General features: G+C 63.5%; 18 protein-coding genes. 7 read left to right on the forward strand and 11 right to left on the reverse strand.

All coding sequences use genetic code 11. The features are described 5' to 3' along the window. Positions 1 to 174: 174 nt before the first annotated feature. Positions 175 to 771 carry a TetR/AcrR family transcriptional regulator gene (locus tag HMPREF3162_RS09560; RefSeq protein WP_070573894.1) on the forward strand — a complete coding sequence of 199 codons (597 nt, stop codon included), beginning with the start codon at positions 175 to 177 and terminating at the stop codon, positions 769 to 771. A 55-nt stretch (positions 772 to 826) separates the two neighbouring features. Further along, a complete protein-coding gene (locus HMPREF3162_RS11820) occupies positions 827 to 1,048 on the forward strand; it encodes a DUF3107 domain-containing protein (protein ID WP_070573896.1) in 222 nt (73 codons plus the stop codon). A 115-nt stretch (positions 1,049 to 1,163) separates the two neighbouring features. Here HMPREF3162_RS11820 and HMPREF3162_RS09570 read toward each other — a convergent pair whose 3' ends face one another. Further along, positions 1,164 to 1,793 (reverse strand): ferritin-like fold-containing protein, encoded by a 630-nt coding sequence (locus HMPREF3162_RS09570; RefSeq protein ID WP_070573898.1) that lies wholly within the window; start codon positions 1,791 to 1,793, stop codon positions 1,164 to 1,166. Positions 1,794 to 1,851: 58 nt separating this feature from the next. Here HMPREF3162_RS09570 and HMPREF3162_RS09575 point away from each other — a divergent pair, with 58 nt between their 5' ends. After that, a complete protein-coding gene (locus HMPREF3162_RS09575) occupies positions 1,852 to 3,357 on the forward strand; it encodes a DEAD/DEAH box helicase (protein WP_070573900.1) in 1,506 nt (501 codons plus the stop codon). A gap of 25 nt (positions 3,358 to 3,382) precedes the next feature. Here HMPREF3162_RS09575 and HMPREF3162_RS09580 read toward each other — a convergent pair whose 3' ends face one another. Further along, positions 3,383 to 4,228, reverse strand: a complete 846-nt coding sequence (locus HMPREF3162_RS09580; RefSeq protein ID WP_070573901.1) for a PHP domain-containing protein — start codon at positions 4,226 to 4,228, stop codon at positions 3,383 to 3,385. Between the two features lie 56 nt (positions 4,229 to 4,284). Between HMPREF3162_RS09580 and HMPREF3162_RS09585 the strand changes: the two genes are divergently transcribed. From HMPREF3162_RS09585 to HMPREF3162_RS09595, 3 genes are read left to right on the forward strand one after another with little or no spacing between them, the layout of a single operon-like run. Next, the gene (locus HMPREF3162_RS09585) at positions 4,285 to 5,778 is read left to right on the forward strand and encodes an aminopeptidase P family protein (RefSeq protein WP_070573903.1); all 1,494 of its coding nucleotides are present in this window, start codon (positions 4,285 to 4,287) and stop codon (positions 5,776 to 5,778) included. After that, positions 5,779 to 6,927: a P1 family peptidase gene (locus tag HMPREF3162_RS09590; RefSeq protein WP_070777676.1), complete on the forward strand. Its 1,149-nt coding sequence runs from the start codon at positions 5,779 to 5,781 to the stop codon at positions 6,925 to 6,927. It begins immediately after the preceding gene. Between the two features lie 55 nt (positions 6,928 to 6,982). After that, a complete protein-coding gene (locus HMPREF3162_RS09595) occupies positions 6,983 to 8,110 on the forward strand; it encodes an Mrp/NBP35 family ATP-binding protein (RefSeq protein WP_070573907.1) in 1,128 nt (375 codons plus the stop codon). Positions 8,111 to 8,197: 87 nt separating this feature from the next. On the opposite strand, the gene HMPREF3162_RS09600 is transcribed toward HMPREF3162_RS09595, so the two are convergent. Then, the gene (locus tag HMPREF3162_RS09600; RefSeq protein ID WP_070573909.1) at positions 8,198 to 8,578 is read right to left on the reverse strand and encodes a twin-arginine translocase TatA/TatE family subunit; all 381 of its coding nucleotides are present in this window, start codon (positions 8,576 to 8,578) and stop codon (positions 8,198 to 8,200) included. A gap of 129 nt (positions 8,579 to 8,707) precedes the next feature. On the opposite strand from HMPREF3162_RS09600, the gene HMPREF3162_RS09605 reads away from it, so the two are divergent. Further along, positions 8,708 to 9,331: an O-methyltransferase gene (locus HMPREF3162_RS09605; RefSeq protein ID WP_176745890.1), complete on the forward strand. Its 624-nt coding sequence runs from the start codon at positions 8,708 to 8,710 to the stop codon at positions 9,329 to 9,331. A 58-nt stretch (positions 9,332 to 9,389) separates the two neighbouring features. Here the strand turns inward: HMPREF3162_RS09605 and HMPREF3162_RS09610 are convergent, their stop codons facing one another. From HMPREF3162_RS09610 to fdxA, 8 genes are all read right to left on the reverse strand, one after another. Next, on the reverse strand, positions 9,390 to 9,560 hold the full coding sequence (locus HMPREF3162_RS09610) for a DUF3117 domain-containing protein (RefSeq protein WP_070573915.1): 171 nt from the start codon (positions 9,558 to 9,560) through the stop codon (positions 9,390 to 9,392). Positions 9,561 to 9,655: 95 nt separating this feature from the next. After that, the gene (locus tag HMPREF3162_RS09615; RefSeq protein WP_070573917.1) at positions 9,656 to 10,873 is read right to left on the reverse strand and encodes a hypothetical protein; all 1,218 of its coding nucleotides are present in this window, start codon (positions 10,871 to 10,873) and stop codon (positions 9,656 to 9,658) included. Then, on the reverse strand, positions 10,854 to 11,120 hold the full coding sequence (locus HMPREF3162_RS09620) for a DivIVA domain-containing protein (protein WP_070573918.1): 267 nt from the start codon (positions 11,118 to 11,120) through the stop codon (positions 10,854 to 10,856). The genes HMPREF3162_RS09615 and HMPREF3162_RS09620 overlap by 20 nt, the downstream gene beginning before the upstream one ends. A gap of 22 nt (positions 11,121 to 11,142) precedes the next feature. Then, positions 11,143 to 12,015 carry a dihydropteroate synthase gene (folP, locus tag HMPREF3162_RS09625; RefSeq protein WP_070573920.1) on the reverse strand — a complete coding sequence of 291 codons (873 nt, stop codon included), beginning with the start codon at positions 12,013 to 12,015 and terminating at the stop codon, positions 11,143 to 11,145. Beyond that, a complete protein-coding gene (locus HMPREF3162_RS09630; RefSeq protein WP_070573922.1) occupies positions 12,012 to 12,788 on the reverse strand; it encodes an LOG family protein in 777 nt (258 codons plus the stop codon). Before HMPREF3162_RS09630 ends, folP begins: the two co-directional genes overlap by 4 nt. A gap of 61 nt (positions 12,789 to 12,849) precedes the next feature. Further along, entirely contained in the window at positions 12,850 to 14,130 is a 1,281-nt protein-coding gene (locus tag HMPREF3162_RS09635) for a citrate synthase (protein WP_070573924.1), read from the reverse strand. Positions 14,131 to 14,235: 105 nt separating this feature from the next. After that, positions 14,236 to 15,375, reverse strand: a complete 1,140-nt coding sequence (gene dapC, locus HMPREF3162_RS09640) for a succinyldiaminopimelate transaminase (protein WP_070573926.1) — start codon at positions 15,373 to 15,375, stop codon at positions 14,236 to 14,238. Continuing rightward, complete coding sequence (fdxA, locus tag HMPREF3162_RS09645) at positions 15,372 to 15,698, reverse strand: ferredoxin (RefSeq protein ID WP_061942434.1); 327 nt, start codon at positions 15,696 to 15,698, stop codon at positions 15,372 to 15,374. Before fdxA ends, dapC begins: the two co-directional genes overlap by 4 nt. Between the last annotated feature and the right edge of the window lie 90 nt (positions 15,699 to 15,788).

The raw sequence follows: 15,788 nt of genomic DNA on the forward strand, positions 1-15,788 counted from the left end.
GCGTGTCGAACAGCTGTCAGCCGCCGTCCAGGGGCTCAGCCCGAACCCGGCAACCACGCCGGGCCCATCCGCGTGCTTTGAAAAGCACTAGAATGATCTGTCATTCACCCCGCACCGGATCCTGTCCCGCACCCGCCGCCAGATAAGAGCTACAGCATGCCGCCGACACCTCGTATGAGACGCGCTCAGCGCCGCGCGCAGATCATCAGCGTTGCCACTTGCCAGTTTGCGCAAGAGGGCTACCACGCAACATCGATGGACTCGATTGCCGCGAGCATAGGGGTGTCCAAACCGGTCCTGTACCAGCACTTCGAATCTAAGCTCGACCTTTTCCTTACGGTCCTCGACGAGGCTATCGAGAAGCTCAAGCGGATGCTCGCCGCTTTGCTCGAAAGCGGTCACGACCGACGCGAGCGCGTGCATTCGACCATTAAGAGCTTCTTCATGTTCGCGGTTGAAGACCGCGAGGCCTTTGATGTGCTCATCCGCGCCGACAACGAAAACGACGAAAGCCGCAGGCATTGGCGTGACGCGCTGGACAGCTTTGCCGACACCGTCAGCCGGTCTATCCGCCGCGACACGACTGTCACGCAGGCCGAAGCGAACATCCTCGGCCACGCCCTTGTCGGGATGGCGAAGCAGGCGGCTTTCGAATGGTCGCGCAACCGCGACTACGATCCTTATGAAAGTGCTCGTCTGGTCGGCATCCTCGCCTTTGACGGGCTGTCGGCCATTGAGGACCCCCAGGTGGATCTGCGCCTGGGGGAATAAGCTCAGCCTCGTGAGAGGTTGCCCTTGCCAACCGCGAACCCGCCAAGGAGGCGCTATGGAAATCAAAATCGGCATCACGCAGTCCACGCGTGAGATCACCGTCGAATCCGATCTTGACGCTCAACAGCTCAAAGAGCTCGTCGATTCCGCGCTGACGAACCGCACCCCTCTCGTACTGGAGGACGGTCAGCGCCGCGTTGTCGTGCCGGCCGATTCCATCGCCTATGTTGATTCCGGTCCGTCCACTCAGGGCAGGGTCGGCTTCGGCATCAGCTGATCGGCACAGAAAAAGGGGGAGGCTGTGGGCCTCCCCCCCTTTTTTGAGTTCGCACCGGCGTCCATCGCACGAGGCGCCGGGCCCCTCCCGCGTTCACGCCGGGGTGAACGCGGGCTCAGGCGGTGAGCCCGAGGTCCGACATGCGCTTGGAGTGTCCTGCGAGCAGCCGCTGCAGAAGAGGTTCGTCAGGCTTTTTGAACACCGTGTCCGGAATCGCTGCGAATTCGCGAATGCGGGTGAGCGATTCGGCGACGAGCTTGCGTCCCCACAGTGCCAGGCGGCTGCCGATCACCTCGTCGCCTGCAACAACAGAGTGCAGGCATTCCCGGAGATAGTCGGCCGAGCGTGTATCATCGAACACGGAATCGACGACCTCTCGACTCTTGGGGTCAAGAGCTGTGAGGGCGCTTCGGCAGTACTCGGTCATGATCCCGTCGTAGACGTAGACCTTCATGACGGATTCGTACCAGTCTTTGGGTCGAGTGCGTTCCCGGAAAGCGCGGAACGAACCCGCCTGGCTTTCCATGAGGCTCGTCAGATCCCCGCCCAAGTCCGCCACCCGCGACGCCAGCCGCTCGAAGTGTTCGAGCGAATGCCCCGCAAGACGCGCAAGGCCGATGGATTCGCGGATGCTTGGCGCGTGCTGTGAGTCCGTTGATGTGAGTTCAAACGTCGAAAGTGCGTGGAAGGCCAAAACGGACAGCGTTGCCGCGTGGACTTCTTCAGGCGTGTTGGAGTCGGGCATGGCCCTAGCCTAACCGCCGCGAGTGCGTTCGCCGCACCGGATAGACAATAGGAAAAATGTGACTGAACAGAAGACTTTTGCTGACTTCGGGGTTTCCGGCCCCATTGTCGCGGCTCTTGCCGATCACGGCATCACCGAGCCCTTCCCCATCCAATCGATGACCCTGCCGATCGCGCTCGGCGGGGCAGACATCATCGGCCAGGCGCAGACGGGCACCGGCAAGACCCTCGGCTTCGGCCTGCCGCTGCTGCAGCGCCTCGACGCCCCGGTCCGTCCGGAGTTCGCTCCGGCGGAAAGCCCTGCCCCGCTGGTTCCCGAAGCCGGTCGTGCCCCGCGCGGTCTCGTTGTTGCGCCGACGCGTGAGCTCGCCCAGCAGGTCGCCGGTGAGCTTGCGACCGCTGCGGCCAAGCTGCAGGTCAAGGTCGTCACCATCTACGGCGGTCGGGACTACGAACCGCAGATTGAATCGCTCAAGGCCGGCGCCGATGTCGTCGTCGGAACTCCGGGCCGCCTGCTGGACCTGTACGGCCGCCGGATTCTCAAGCTCAGCGAAATCACGACCGTGGTTCTCGACGAGGCCGACGAAATGCTCGACCTGGGCTTCCTGCCGGATGTCGAGCGGATCATCTCCGCCCTGCCGGACAATCGTCAGACGATGCTGTTCTCGGCGACTATGCCGGGTGCGGTTGTCACCATGGCTCGTCGCTACATGAGTCAGCCCACTCACATTCGCGCGGTCAATGAGCAGTCGGCTCACGAAAAGACTGCGAACATCAAGCAGTTCGCCTATCGTGCACACGCCATGGACAAGGCTGAGCTTGTCGGCCGCGTCCTGCAGTCAGAGGGCCGCGGCCGAACCATCATCTTCGCCAAAACCAAGCGCACCGCCGACCGTCTGGCCGAAGAGCTCACGGATCGCGGTTTCAACGCCCGTCCGCTGCACGGAGATCTCAACCAGCAGGCGCGAGAGCGCGCTCTGAAGAACTTCCGCACCGGCAAAACCGACATTCTGGTCGCCACCGATGTCGCTGCCCGCGGCATCGACGTTGAGGATGTCACCCACGTCATCAACTACCAGTGCCCGGATGACGAAAGCACCTACATTCACCGGGTGGGCCGCACTGGTCGTGCCGGCAGCACCGGCATCGCGATCACACTCGTCGACTGGGACGACATTCCGCGCTGGAACATGATCGCGCGCACTCTGGAGCAGGACCTCGAAGCCAAGGAAACCTACTCCACGTCCTCTCACCTGTTTGAAGAGCAGAACATTCCCAAGGGCACCAAGGGGCGCCTGCCGCGGGCTCAGGCTGCGCGGTCTGAAGGTTCGGGCGGACGCTCTGGACGCGGCGGTGACAAGAGAAGACCAGCACGCGGCGAGCGCCGTCGCGATGACAGCAGACCTCGGCGCCCGCGTCGCCGCACCCGCGGGGGCAAGAGCGTCGAGCAGGGTTCAGTCGCGCAGAAGTCCGATTCAGCGCAGCAGCCGAAGAACTCTGGTGGAGATGCCCCGAAACCTCGTCGCCGTCGCCGTCGCACCCGGGGTGGAGCTTCCGAAGGCTGACCAGCTTCAGAAAGTGCCGAACGGCTCAGGCTTCGAGGATCTCGACTCCGCGAGCTCGTTCGGCGATTCTTTCCAGCTGCTCCGGTTCGGTGGTGTTCTCCCCGAGCCGGTTCGGCTTTCCCGCGCCGTGGTAGTCGGATGATCCCGTGACGATGAGGTCGTGCTTCGCAGCCATGCGCCGCAGTCGGCGTCGGCCTTCGGGTGGGTTGTCCCTGTGTTCGATTTCCAGGCCGTCCAGCCCTGCCTCAATGAGTTCGCGAATAGCCGCATCGCCGAGTACGCGGCCGCGAGCTGATGCCAGCGGATGAGCGAACACGGCGACTCCCCCGGCGTCGTGAACCATGTGCACCGCGTCGATCGCGGAGATCGCTGGGATCGGAACGTAGTACGGTCCGCGCGGCGAAAGCAGATGGGCGAACGCCGCGGTCCGGTCGGCTGCGAATCCGCCTGCCACGAGTGCATCGGCAATGTGCGGCCGCCCTATTGTAGTTTCGGGGCCTACGACTGCCAGAAGATCGTCCCAGTTCAGCGGGAAGTCTCTGCTGAGCAGTTCGACCATGCGCCGGCCCCTTTCCAGGCGGGCTCTGCGCATATCGGCAATCGCGGCAGCAAGCTCTGTGCCCTCGGGATTGTGCAGATAGCTCAGCAGGTGCACTGTCACCCCGTCGTGTTTGCACGAGACTTCCATACCGCGCACCAGGCTGATGCCCTCCCGCTTGGCAGCCGTGGCCGCCTCGGCCCATCCGCGGACCGTGTCGTGATCTGTGAGCCCCACGGTCGTCAAACCGGCCTGCGCGGCTTCTTTCAGCAGTTCGCCAGGCGGCTGTGTGCCGTCGGAGAAGCTCGAGTGGGTGTGCAGATCGATCGACATGCCACACAGTCTACTGAGGCGACTGACACGACAGGGCTGGCGACTATGCTGGTGGCATGACTACTGATCAGGCTCTTGAAGACCGTGTCAACAACCGTTCCCGCAGGCCGAACTCAAAAGCATTCCGCGATTTTGTAGCTCAGGGGTGGGAGCGCACTCCCGTTCCCGCCGAAGCCCTCGAAGCGTCCCGCTTCACCCCCGCCCGCCGCGAAGCAGTCTCCCAGGCGTTTCCCGGCGAAAGGGTTGTCGTGCCGGCCGGAAGTCTCAAGGTCCGGTCCAATGACACCGACTATCCTTTCCGCCCGCACTCGGCGTTCATTCATCTGACCGGGCTGCACGCTGATCTCGAACCGGACTCGGTGCTGGTGTTCGAACCGACCGAAAACGGCCACGATGTCACGTTCTACTTCAGCCCGCGTGCAGGAGCGGACACAGAAGAGTTCTTTTCGGACTCACGCTACGGCGAATACTGGGTCGGCAAGCGCCCGGAGCTGGAAACCATGGAGACCATGACAGGCGTGTCCTGCCGGCCCGTCTCCGAAGCCGCCGATTCGATCACGAAAGACCTCGGAAGCACGTCGGTGCGTCTGCTGCGCGGTGCTGACACCAGCCTTGAAGCCCAGGTTGATTCCGCTCGACGGGCAGTCCAGGCCGACCTCGAGGCCAGCCAGGCCGGTGACGACGAACTCGCCCAGTTCCTGTCTGAGCTGCGCCTGATCAAGGACGACTACGAGATCAGCGAAGTCCGCCGGGCAATCGCCATCACCCGCGACGGGTTCGACCACATCATCGACAGCCTCGACGAAGCCGTAGGCCACCACCGCGGCGAGAGGGTCATCGAAACCGCATTCTGGAAGGCCGCCCGCACCGAGGGCAACAACGTCGGCTACGAAACGATCGCCGCTGCCGGCAACAACGCCTGCACCCTCCACTGGACGAAGAACACCGGCAAGGTCAACCCCGGTGATCTTCTGCTGGTAGACGCCGGGGCAGAAGCCGACAGCCTGTACACGGCCGACATCACCCGCACCATCCCGATCGGCGGTCGCTTCACGGATGTCCAGGCGCGCATCTACGACGCGGTCCTTGAAGCTGCCGATGCCGCCTTTGCCCTCGCCGGTGAGCACGTCAACCGGCCCGTGAAGTTCGCGGAGATTCACGACGCCGCTATGCGCGTCATCGCGCATCGGCTGGAAGAGTGGGGGCTTCTGCCCGTTTCGGCTGAGGAATCGCTCAAACCGGAAGGGCAGCAGCACCGCCGGTGGATGGTCCACGGCACCAGCCACCACCTGGGTCTGGACGTTCACGACTGCGCTCAGGCGCGTGCTGACATGTATCTGGGAGCTGATCTCAAGCCGGGCATGATCTTCACGATTGAGCCGGGGCTGTACTTCAAGGAAGAGGATCTGCTGCTGCCCGAAGAGTACCGCGGCATCGGCGTGCGGATCGAAGACGACATTCTCGTCACCGACGACGGCGTGGAAAACCTGTCAGTCGGCTTCCCGCGAACCCGCGAAGAAATCGAAGCCTGGGTGCAGGGGCGCAGCTGAGTGGAACCGGGCCGTCTGCTTCCCGGGGTCGGTCCCGAGCACATCGGTGTGCGGGTCGGCACGTGCGCTGTGGAATCTCTCAGCGGTGTCACGGCTCTCATTCCGCCCGCGGGAAGCACGGTCGGGGTTGATTCCCGAGGTGGGGGTCCGGCCACGCACGAAACCGACATCGCCCGGCCGGGAACTCTGCCGTTCGGTGCTGACGGGATTGTGCTGACCGGCGGCAGTGCTCTGGGACTGGCCTGCGCCCGAGGAGTGCAGGACCGCCTGGTGGAGGCTGGTGTGGGCACACCGGTTGCGGGCACCCGGGTGCCGATTGTTCCCGCTGCCGCGATCTTCGACATCGGCCGGGGCGGTCCGCCTTCTCCCCCATCGGCTCCGGATGGCTATCGGGCGGCGGACAATGCGCTGAATCGCCCGGCTGCCACCGCTGCCGCCCTGTGTGAGTTCCGCGGCAGCGCAGGTGCCGGCATCGGCGCGTGGACAGGCCGGGGCTTCTGCCGAGGCGGAATGGGCTGTGCGTCCATTCTCACCGCCGACGGGCAGTGGGTAAGTGCGGTCGTCATCGCAAACCCGATGGGCACCGTGTTTGAGCCTGGCGGCAGACTGGCCGCCGCGGGTGTGCTCAGCGCCTACGGACTGCAGCTGCCGTCGGCTGATCCGGAAGAGACCTCCCGCATGAGCGAACGTGCTCGACAGCGTCAAGAACAGGCGCCGACGAACACGACGATTGCCGTCATCTGCACTGATGCTTCTCTGACAGACTCACAGACAACCCGGCTGGCGGCATCCGCCCACGCCGGCATCGCCCGGGCCGTGTGGCCCTCACACACCATGTTCGACGGTGATACCGTCTTCGCTCTCAGCACCGGCCAGCGTCCGGGCAGCTCAGCGGCTGGCGCCGCCGGGGATTGCGCGGCTTCAGTCGAAATGCTCACGCGGCTCAATATCGCAGCAGCCGATGCTCTGTCGGCTGCAATCGTCGATGCGGTGCTCACCGCAGGCGGTCAGCACTGCCGACCTGCCAGCGCTGATCTTCCACCGGCGCTCGCCGATGTCTTTCCGCAGCTGTACAGCTCATGGAGCCGACACGCGCGACAGCGCCTGGACACGGTGCTGGCGGTGGCGGACACCGCGAAGCCGCGCTGAATGGCGGCGAAGTAGAATAGCCAGTCGAATATCGTCGTCAGAGGAAGGCCGGTCAGTGACATCTCCCAACAGGGACGCGGTCTATGAAGCCCTCAAAGGCGTCATAGACCCTGAAATCCGCCGCAGCATCGTCGAACTGGGTATGCTCGACGAGTTCACCATCGCGCAAGACGGCACCGTCGACGTCCGGGTTCTGCTGACAGTAGCCGGCTGTCCGCTCAAGGACACCATCATCAGCGACACCACGAAGGCCGTGCAGGCCGTTGACGGTGTCACTGCGGTCAACGTGGAGCTGGGCACCATGACACCCGAGCAGCGCCAGGAGATGCGCGAAAAGCTCCAGGGCCCCGGCGCCTCGCGCCCCATCCCCTTCAACGAACCGAACTCGCTCACCCGCGTCTACGCGGTGGCCTCCGGCAAGGGCGGCGTGGGGAAGTCCTCCGTGACCGCCAACCTCGCTGTCGCCCTGGCCCAGCAGGGCCTGTCCGTGGGTGTTGTGGACGCTGACATCTACGGCTTTTCCATCCCCGGCATGCTGGGACTGTCCGGCAACCCCACGCGCGTGGACGACATGATCATCCCGCAGGTGGCGCACAACGTAAAGGTCATGTCGATCGGTATGTTCGTCCCGCCGTCACAGCCTGTCGTGTGGCGCGGCCCCATGCTGCACCGCGCTCTGCAGCAGTTCCTCACCGACGTGTTCTGGGGCGACCTCGACATTCTGCTGCTTGACCTGCCGCCGGGTACGGGCGACATTGCCATTTCGGTGGGCCAGCTGCTGCCCACTTCGGAACTTCTGGTGGTCACCACTCCGCAGCAGGCGGCCGCTCAGGTTGCCGCACGCGCCGGCACGGTGGCCACGCAGACCCGCCAGCGCATTGCCGGTGTTGTTGAGAACATGTCCTGGCTCGAACTGCCCTCGGGTGAGCGCATGGAGATCTTCGGTTCCGGAGGCGGAACCGAGGTTGCCGAACAGCTGACCCGCACCACGGGGGCTAAAGTTCCCCTCTTGGGCCAGATTCCCCTGGACGAACCGGTTCGCTCCGGCGCAGACGCCGGGGCACCGGCGGTTCTGTCGCACCCAGACTCCCCCGCCTCGGTCACGCTGCGCGCAATTGCCCAGCAGCTCAGCCGCCGTTCGCGAGGCCTCGCCGGTCGTTCGCTGGGACTGTCGCCGGCCTGAGCGCTGCAGACAGCTGAAGAAGAGGGGCGTGCGAGGTGTTGAACCTTCGCACGCCCCTCTTCTGGTTTCACAACAGTGGGTCGGCTGTCAGGTGGCTTCCGTATCGAACGGCGCCGGTTTCGATGTGTCGCGCTGGCTGGCCTGTTCGGAGTACCTCTGCAGCGGTGAGAGCCGCATGGGCTCAAGGGGGCGATCGTCAGCAGGTTCAGGCTCATCGTCTTCCATGAGGGCTTCACGCACGATCCGGCGCGGGTCGTACTGGCGAGGATCGAACTTCTGCCAGTCGACGTCTTTGAAGTCATCGCCCATTTCGTCCTGCACGCTGTCGCGCAGGCTGACTATCTGCCGACGCAGGGTCTTCACGAAATCACGCAGCTGGGCGGCGTACTCCGGCATGCGCTGGGGTCCTACGACAATGAGAACAACAAGCACGATGATGATGAACTCAGTCCCGTTGATCCCGAACATGCACACCATTCTAAGCCGTGGCAACCACCGCCTTCCGCCGAGGTCAAGCACGCGCTTGGGCCTGTGACTATGCTTATCTCACGGGGTTTTGCAAGCCCGAAGCGAGCGAATGCTGAACAGGAGGAGCGATTGTCCAGGAACTGGGCGGCTGACAGCCACTACGCTTCTCGGTTCAACACCGCGACAGCTGCGGAAGAAGCTGCGCGCACAATCGCGGCCGACTACCAGAGTGCACCGCTTGGCGCCACATCGGCCAGACTGGTGACGATGCTCGTCAAGCTGACGGGTGCCAAGAACGTCGTCGAGCTCGGCACGGGCACCGGAGCTTCAACCTTGGCGATACTCGCCGGACTCGGGCCCGGCGGAATGCTCACCAGCGTCGACATCGACCGTGAGCGGCAGTCGGTCGCCGCTGAACTGGCCGAGGTCGCCGGTTTCAAAGCCCACCGGATCCGGTTCATTCAGGGCTTCGCAGAATCTGTTCTCAGCCGACTCTCACCGGGTGGCTACGACTTCGTCTTCGTTGACACCGACCCCGCGGGCTTTCCGGAGATCGTGCCGCAGGCATTGACGAAAGTGCGCAGCGGTGGGCTGCTGGTAGTCAATGACGCTCTGGGGTCGGGAACCGTCGCTGACCCTGCGACCCGCGACGCCACCTCGACTGCTCTGCGCCGTGTTCTGGCCGATCTTCAAGATTCCCCCAACCGCGTACTCCTGCCCGTTGATGCGGGACTGCTTGCGGTGCGGCACTGATCCCAGAACGAAAAATCCCGCCCTCCCCACCGGGAGAACGGGATTTGCGAAGCGATGATCAGCCGTCAAGAGCTCCGGCAAGGACACCCTTGAGATCCTGAGCTTCGTCCTGGCTGATTTCAATTACCAGACGACCGCCGCCTTCGACGGGCAGGCGAAGGACATAGCCGCGTCCCTCTTTCGTCACTTCAAGAGGGCCGTCACCAGTGCGAGGCTTCTGAGCTGCCATTCCAAATCCTTTCGCCGAACACAGTTATCAGCCATTATCCAACACTTTGTAGGGTTTCGCACATAACGAGACCATCTTCGTCATACGCGCACCGATCACGGCGGGAAGCCCGTTGGCGGGACAAGACGCCATAGAAGCGATATCCACAGCAGCTGCAGAATCGTGAAGCCGATGAGCGCAGTGGCCAAAGCGGTGCGGGATCGACTGCGCGCCTGCACCATCGCCAGTCCGAACATCGGCAGGATCAGGCGCAGGGTTGAAGTCTGCGGAGTGAAGAACATCAGCAGATACACGGCGTAGCCGAACAGGAACTGCTTCTGCGTCCGGCCGATCAGCTCACCGCTCGGTCCGAGTGTTCCCCACACGAACAGCACGATCAGCAGTGCCAGCGCAATCGGCCCCCACCAGCCCAGGTAGCGGGTCGATGCGGTCAGCCACTGCGTGAAGACCTCCGTGTGTCCCGTCCACGCGGCCTCGGTCTTCCTGTACGCGTCGAACTCTCCTGTGAGCATCCAGGCGCCCAGCGGCTGCAGCACTGCAAAGAAGCACGACAGCACACCCAGCGTCCACGACGTGACGGCTTCGCGCACCGGATACGGCTCTGTTCTTCGTCGACGAATCCGGTCCAGCAGGTGGATGAGCATGAAGAACGAAAACGCCACCCCTATGGGCCTGGCGAGGTCCATGAGCAGAACGGCCGGAATGGCCAGCACATAGCGACGAGCGTCAACGCACAGCAGGGCCAGGGCCAAGAAGAAGATGCCGGCGGCTTCCGAATAGCCCGTCGAGAACACGGCCGCCGCGGGAAAGAAGAAGACGAGCGCCGTCCCGGCGAGAGCGCGGACACCATCTGCGTGCCGACGGAACAGATACAGAATGGCGATCGCTGCGGCAAGCCCGAAGATGTGCGACACGATCGGCGAGAGGATCTTGTAGTCAATGCCCGTAAGGTCGCGCAGCCAGCCGACGATCGTGGGGTGCAGCGGATAGAAGGCCCACTGGTTCTGCTTGACTTCGCCGCTGTCATTGAGCGGAAGGACTCGCGGATAGCCTTCATCGGCAATTCGGCGGTACCAGTCAGCATCCCAAAACCCCAGAAACTCATAGAGAGTCGGCGGTTTGTTCTCCGACCAGAACGTGGGCGCCTGGAAGCGCATGACAATGCTGAACAGCAGCAGTGACACCGCACGGCTGACGGCATACACAAGCGCGGCCTGCGCCCACACCGGCAGCCGCAGCAGCGACGAAGTCAGCTGCTCGGCGGAAAACCACGACGTGCGTTCCCGCGCTGCTTCACTGTTCGCTTGAGACACCGTCTGCTTCTTCGAGTTCTTCTATGCGTGCAACAAGGATCTCGATGGCCCGATCGACCTGATCCCGGCGGTAGCCGCCGACGGCCGGTGAGAACCGCATCTGGGCGATATCAGCCGCGGATGCATCCTGCGAGGGCAGAGCTGCTTCGGGTTGACTCATACCGGAGTCGAAAATGCCGAAGGCGCCGGCGGCAGCCGCTGCGAACATGATGAGAGCAGCGCACACTCCAATGATCATCCAGGCCATGGGCCTATCCTCTCACAGGTGCTCAGCGCAGGCCCCGCTGTGCGCGCACCGGCGGCCGCAGACCGCGTATGCCCACAACCACATCAACCGCCTGACGGGTTTCTGCCGGGTCGTGCGTGCGGATGACGGCGGCGCCTGCATCAACCGCCAGCGCGGTGGCGGCAATCGTGGCAGCCAGGCGATCGTTCGGCCCCTGCGAGCCCACGAGCTCGCCCACGAAGTCTTTGCGCGAGATCGCGAGCATCACAGCGCTCTCCCCGGCCGTGAGCATGCCGAGGTCCCGCATAACAGCAGCCGACTGATAGGTGTTCTTTCCGAAGTCTGGTGTCGGGTCAAGAATGATGGCCCGCTCGGGTACGCCTGCCGCCAGCGCCTTTGTGCGCAGCTGCGCAAGCCCCGCCATGACCGTGGGCATGACCTCAGCCGAAGACAGTCCCAACTGATTGCGATGCGCGTCCGTCCGCGGCGTCAGGCCGCCGGTGTGGGAGCAGACCAAGCCGGCCTTCGCCTCGGCGGCGGCGTATGCGACGTCCGGATCAGCACCCGCCCACGTGTCGTTGATCAGGCCAGCACCGGCCTGAACGGCAGCGCGGGCTACCGGCGCCCGGTAGGTATCACACGAGATGAGCACATCCGGGTGCTCCTCGGCCAAAGCAGAGATCACCGGTGTGACCAGAGCAATCTCCTCGGCTTCAGACACGGCCGGCCCGCGACCGGCACGCACTCCCCCGATGTCGAGGATCCGGGCGCCTTCGCCGACGGCTGGCTCGGCGCTGCGCAGAGCATCATCGACGGTTGCGGCAGACGTGTAGAAAGAATCCGTCGACCGGTTGATGACGGCCATGATGACCGGCTGCAGCGGCCCTGCCTCAACCCCGCGAACTCGGAACGTCACGGACGAAAACGACCGGTGGGAATCGGCTTGTCAGCGGATTCGTGAATAAAGGCTATGGCTTCATCGACCGAATCGGTCAGGTGGAACAGTTCAGCATCACCTGGCGAAATCGTGCCGCGTTCAACGAGCGCGGTGCGAATCCAATCGACGAGACCCGACCAGAAATCCGTGCCCATGAGCACCACCGGGTAGCGGTTCTTCTTGCGGGTCTGGACAAGTGTGAGGGCCTCAAACAGCTCATCGAGGGTTCCAAAGCCGCCGGCCAGCACAATTGCTGCCGAGGAGTACTTCATGAACATCGTCTTGCGCACGAAGAAGTAGCGGAAGTTGATGCCGATGCCCACGTAGGGGTTGAGCCCCGATTCGAACGGCAGCTCGATGCCCAGCCCCACCGATGTCCCGCCGGCTTCGGCCGCGCCCTTGTTGCCGCCCTCCATGATTCCGGGCCCGCCTCCGGTGACAACAGCATAGCCCTCGGCCACGAGTCTGCGGCCGAGCTCTTCGGCCAGGGCGTACTCCTCTGTTCCTTCGTTCAGGCGCGCAGAGCCGAAGATCGACACCGCCGTCGGCAGTCCTGCCAGCGAACTGAACCCCTCGATGAACTCCGCGTGGATCCGCATGGTCCGCCACGGGTCTTCGTGTACCCACTCCGAATCCGGGCGGTTGTCCAGCAGCCTCTGGTCAGCGGTTGTCTCCGGTACGTGCTGGCTGCGCAGGTGCAGTGACCCCTTCGTGTAGAAGAGTTCGTCGTTCGAAATATCAGAGCTGGTCATAGTGTCCTTTCACGAAAAAGGCGGGGCGGGCACAGTGCCCCACCCCGCCTTCGCCCAGCCGTCAGTGCGACGGGTAGGTCCGATGCTTTTCGCCGGTGTAGATCTGGCGCGGACGGCCGATGCGGGTGGTGTCGTCACCGCGCATTTCAATCCACTGGGCAATCCAGCCGGGCAGACGGCCCATGGCGAAGATCACCGTGAACATGTCCGTGGGGAATCCAAGGGCCTTGTAGATCAGGCCGGTGTAGAAGTCGACGTTCGGGTACAGTTTGCGGCTGACGAAGTAGTCGTCGTCAAGGGCAACCTTCTCCAGCGCAGTTGCCAGATCAAGCAGGTCGTCGTTGCCGCCCTGTTCTTCGATGATGTCGTGTGCGGTGTGCTTGATGATGGCAGCGCGCGGGTCGTAGTTCTTGTAGACCCGGTGGCCAAAGCCCATCAGCCGCACGCCGCGCTCTTTGTTCTTGACCCGCTCCATGTAGCTTTCAGCGCCGTCGTCGGACTGCGAAATCTCTTCGAGCATTTCCAGCACTGCGGAGTTCGCGCCGCCGTGCAGCGGACCGGCAAGTGCGTTGATGCCGGCGACAATCGACTGGTAGAGGTTGGCCTCCGACGAACCGACCAGGCGCACCGAAGATGTCGAGCAGTTCTGTTCGTGGTCTGCGTGCAGGATGAACAGCAGGTCAAGTGCCTTGCGGACATTCTCACTGTCGGCGAATTCTTCGCCGGTGACGCCGAAGTTGCTGCGGAAGAAGTTGCCGACGAGGCCGTACTGCGGTTCGGGGCGGACGACTGAGTCAACGCCGAAGCGGCGACGGTGGGCAAGAGCGGTCAGAACCGGCATGGCTCCGAGCAGGCGAACGGCAGCTTCTTCCATCTGTGCGTCGTCGTAGACGTCGATGGTGTCCTGGTTGAAGGTGCCCAGAGCCGAAACGGCGGTTGAGAGGATCGACATGGGGTGGGCGTCTTCTGGCATGGCCGCGACGATGTCGTAGACGCCCTGGGGAACTTCCACGTGCTGGGCGATGCGGTCTTCGAAGGCTTTCAGCTGTTCAGCAGTGGGCAGTTCGCCCTTGATGAGGAGGTAGGCGACTTCGACGAATGATGCGTTCTCGGCGAGGTCTTCGATGGCATAGCCGCGGTAGCGCAGGATGCCTTCAGCCCCGTCGATGAAGGTGATGGCGGAAGTTGACGGGGCGGTGTTGCCGAAGCCGGGGTCAAACGTCACACGGTCGCTTTCGGTCAGGAGCTTGCTGATGTTCAGCCCCTCAGTACCGGCTGTTGACCCGATGCCTTCGAGTTCGAGCTCATGGTCATCTACCCGAAGGAAGCCGTCCGCCGCCATTGATTCTCCTCTGTTCGAACTTCGCACTCTCTGTTCCGCTGTGGTTGAGAGACATGAAGAAGATTACCCAATTGTGGGAAAAACAGTAAATCGCTGAGAGTTCACTCAACGTGTGATATTTGAGCTTCCGCGCAGTCGTTGCGCTGCCGCGCAGATCCTGTCGTCCGGTGCTGTCAGGGCAAGCCGGACGTGCTGCCCGCCCTCTGGTCCGTAGATGAAGCCGGGGCCGGCCATAATGCCCAGTCCAGCCAGCCACTCCAGCGTTGCCATGCAGTCTTCGCCGCGGGTTGCCCACAGGTACAGGCCCGCTTCCGAATGGTCGATGCGCAGCCCAGCCTGTTCGACGGCAGGGCGCAGAATCTCACGGCGGCGCCGGTAGGCTTCACGCTGCTGTTTCCAGTGCGCATCGTCGTTCAGTGCGGCAACCATCGCGGCCTGAACGGGCGCGGGAACAATCATGCCCTGATGCTTGCGCGTGGTGGTCAGCTCGCGGATGAGCACCCGGTCGCCCGTGACGAATGACGCTCGGTATCCGGCGAGGTTTGACTGCTTCGACAGCGAGTAAACACTCAGCACACCGCTGCGGTCATCCCCGATGACGTCCGGGTCCAGCACTGACGGGGTCGGCCTTTCGCCCCTCCAGTTGAGAGCTGCGTAGCATTCATCCCCGGCCACCACAGTGCCGTGGCGACGCGCTTCTGCAACGACCGCCCGCAGCTCTTCCAGCGAATCAATGCGACCGGTGGGATTGCTCGGCGAATTGAGCCACAGCAGTCCCACGCCTTCCAGCGATGCTCCCGCGGCAATGTCGGCAGCATTGATGCGCACGCATTCGACACCGGCCAGGCGCGCACCGATTTCGTACGTGGGGTACGCCTGGGACGGGCAGGCCACACGCAGTCCCAGTCGAGCGAGCCCCAGCAGGCTCGGCAGGGCGGCAACGAACTCTTTCGACCCGACGGTCGGCAGGATTTCACTGTCCGGGTCAAGTTCGATTCCCCGCACGCGCTTGGACCAGCTGGCAATCGCTTCGCGCAGCTGTGCCGTGCCGTCGACTGTGGGGTAGCCCGGAGCGTCTGCCGCGGCCCGCAGGGCCTCCTGCACGAGTTCCGGTGTGGGATCGATGGGCGTGCCGATCGAAATGTCGACGATGCCACCGGGGTGTGCTTCGGCTGTCTGCCGTACGGCGGCCAGGCGGTCCCACGGGTAGGCCTCCAGGTGAAGGCCGTAGCGTTCGTAGGTCACTCGTCGTGTTCCTGTTTGGGAAGTGCTGCGACGATCGGGTGGTCGTAGCCGACATTGCCGACTCCGGCGGCACCGCCGGGAGAGCCGAGGTCGTTGAAGAAGTCGACATTGGCCGTGTAGTACTCCGCCCACTCTTCTGGAACATCGTCTTCGTAGTAGATGGCCTCAACGGGGCAGACCGGTTCGCAGGCGCCGCAGTCCACACATTCGTCGGGGTGGATGTAGAGCATCCGCTCGCCTTCGTAGATGCAGTCAACGGGACATTCGTCGACGCAGGCGAGGTCCTTGAGGTCAACACAGGGCTGGGCAATGATGTAGGTCACTGGGGCTCCTTCTGCTGAGCGTGCGGTGACACGCTCCCGGCTGAATTCGTCTGGTCCAAGACTACTCCCCCGCTAAGGTGGTGACGTTTC

It is taken from the genome of Brevibacterium sp. HMSC07C04, from assembly GCF_001815905.1.
Lineage (GTDB): Bacteria > Actinomycetota > Actinomycetes > Actinomycetales > Brevibacteriaceae > Brevibacterium.

What these genes read in the sequence shown, in the direction of transcription:
- HMPREF3162_RS09560 (WP_070573894.1), top strand. Translation starts at nt 175, where the DNA reads ATGAGACGCGCTCAGCGCCGCGCGCAGATCATCAGCGTTGCCACTTGC.
- HMPREF3162_RS11820 (WP_070573896.1), top strand. Translation starts at nt 827, where the DNA reads ATGGAAATCAAAATCGGCATCACGCAGTCCACGCGTGAGATCACCGTC.
- HMPREF3162_RS09570 (WP_070573898.1), bottom strand. Translation starts at nt 1,793, where the DNA reads ATGCCCGACTCCAACACGCCTGAAGAAGTCCACGCGGCAACGCTGTCC.
- HMPREF3162_RS09580 (WP_070573901.1), bottom strand. Translation starts at nt 4,228, where the DNA reads ATGTCGATCGATCTGCACACCCACTCGAGCTTCTCCGACGGCACACAG.
- HMPREF3162_RS09585 (WP_070573903.1), top strand. Translation starts at nt 4,285, where the DNA reads ATGACTACTGATCAGGCTCTTGAAGACCGTGTCAACAACCGTTCCCGC.
- HMPREF3162_RS09600 (WP_070573909.1), bottom strand. Translation starts at nt 8,578, where the DNA reads ATGTTCGGGATCAACGGGACTGAGTTCATCATCATCGTGCTTGTTGTT.
- HMPREF3162_RS09610 (WP_070573915.1), bottom strand. Translation starts at nt 9,560, where the DNA reads ATGGCAGCTCAGAAGCCTCGCACTGGTGACGGCCCTCTTGAAGTGACG.
- HMPREF3162_RS09620 (WP_070573918.1), bottom strand. Translation starts at nt 11,120, where the DNA reads ATGGCCTGGATGATCATTGGAGTGTGCGCTGCTCTCATCATGTTCGCA.
- HMPREF3162_RS09630 (WP_070573922.1), bottom strand. Translation starts at nt 12,788, where the DNA reads ATGACCAGCTCTGATATTTCGAACGACGAACTCTTCTACACGAAGGGG.
- HMPREF3162_RS09635 (WP_070573924.1), bottom strand. Translation starts at nt 14,130, where the DNA reads ATGGCGGCGGACGGCTTCCTTCGGGTAGATGACCATGAGCTCGAACTC.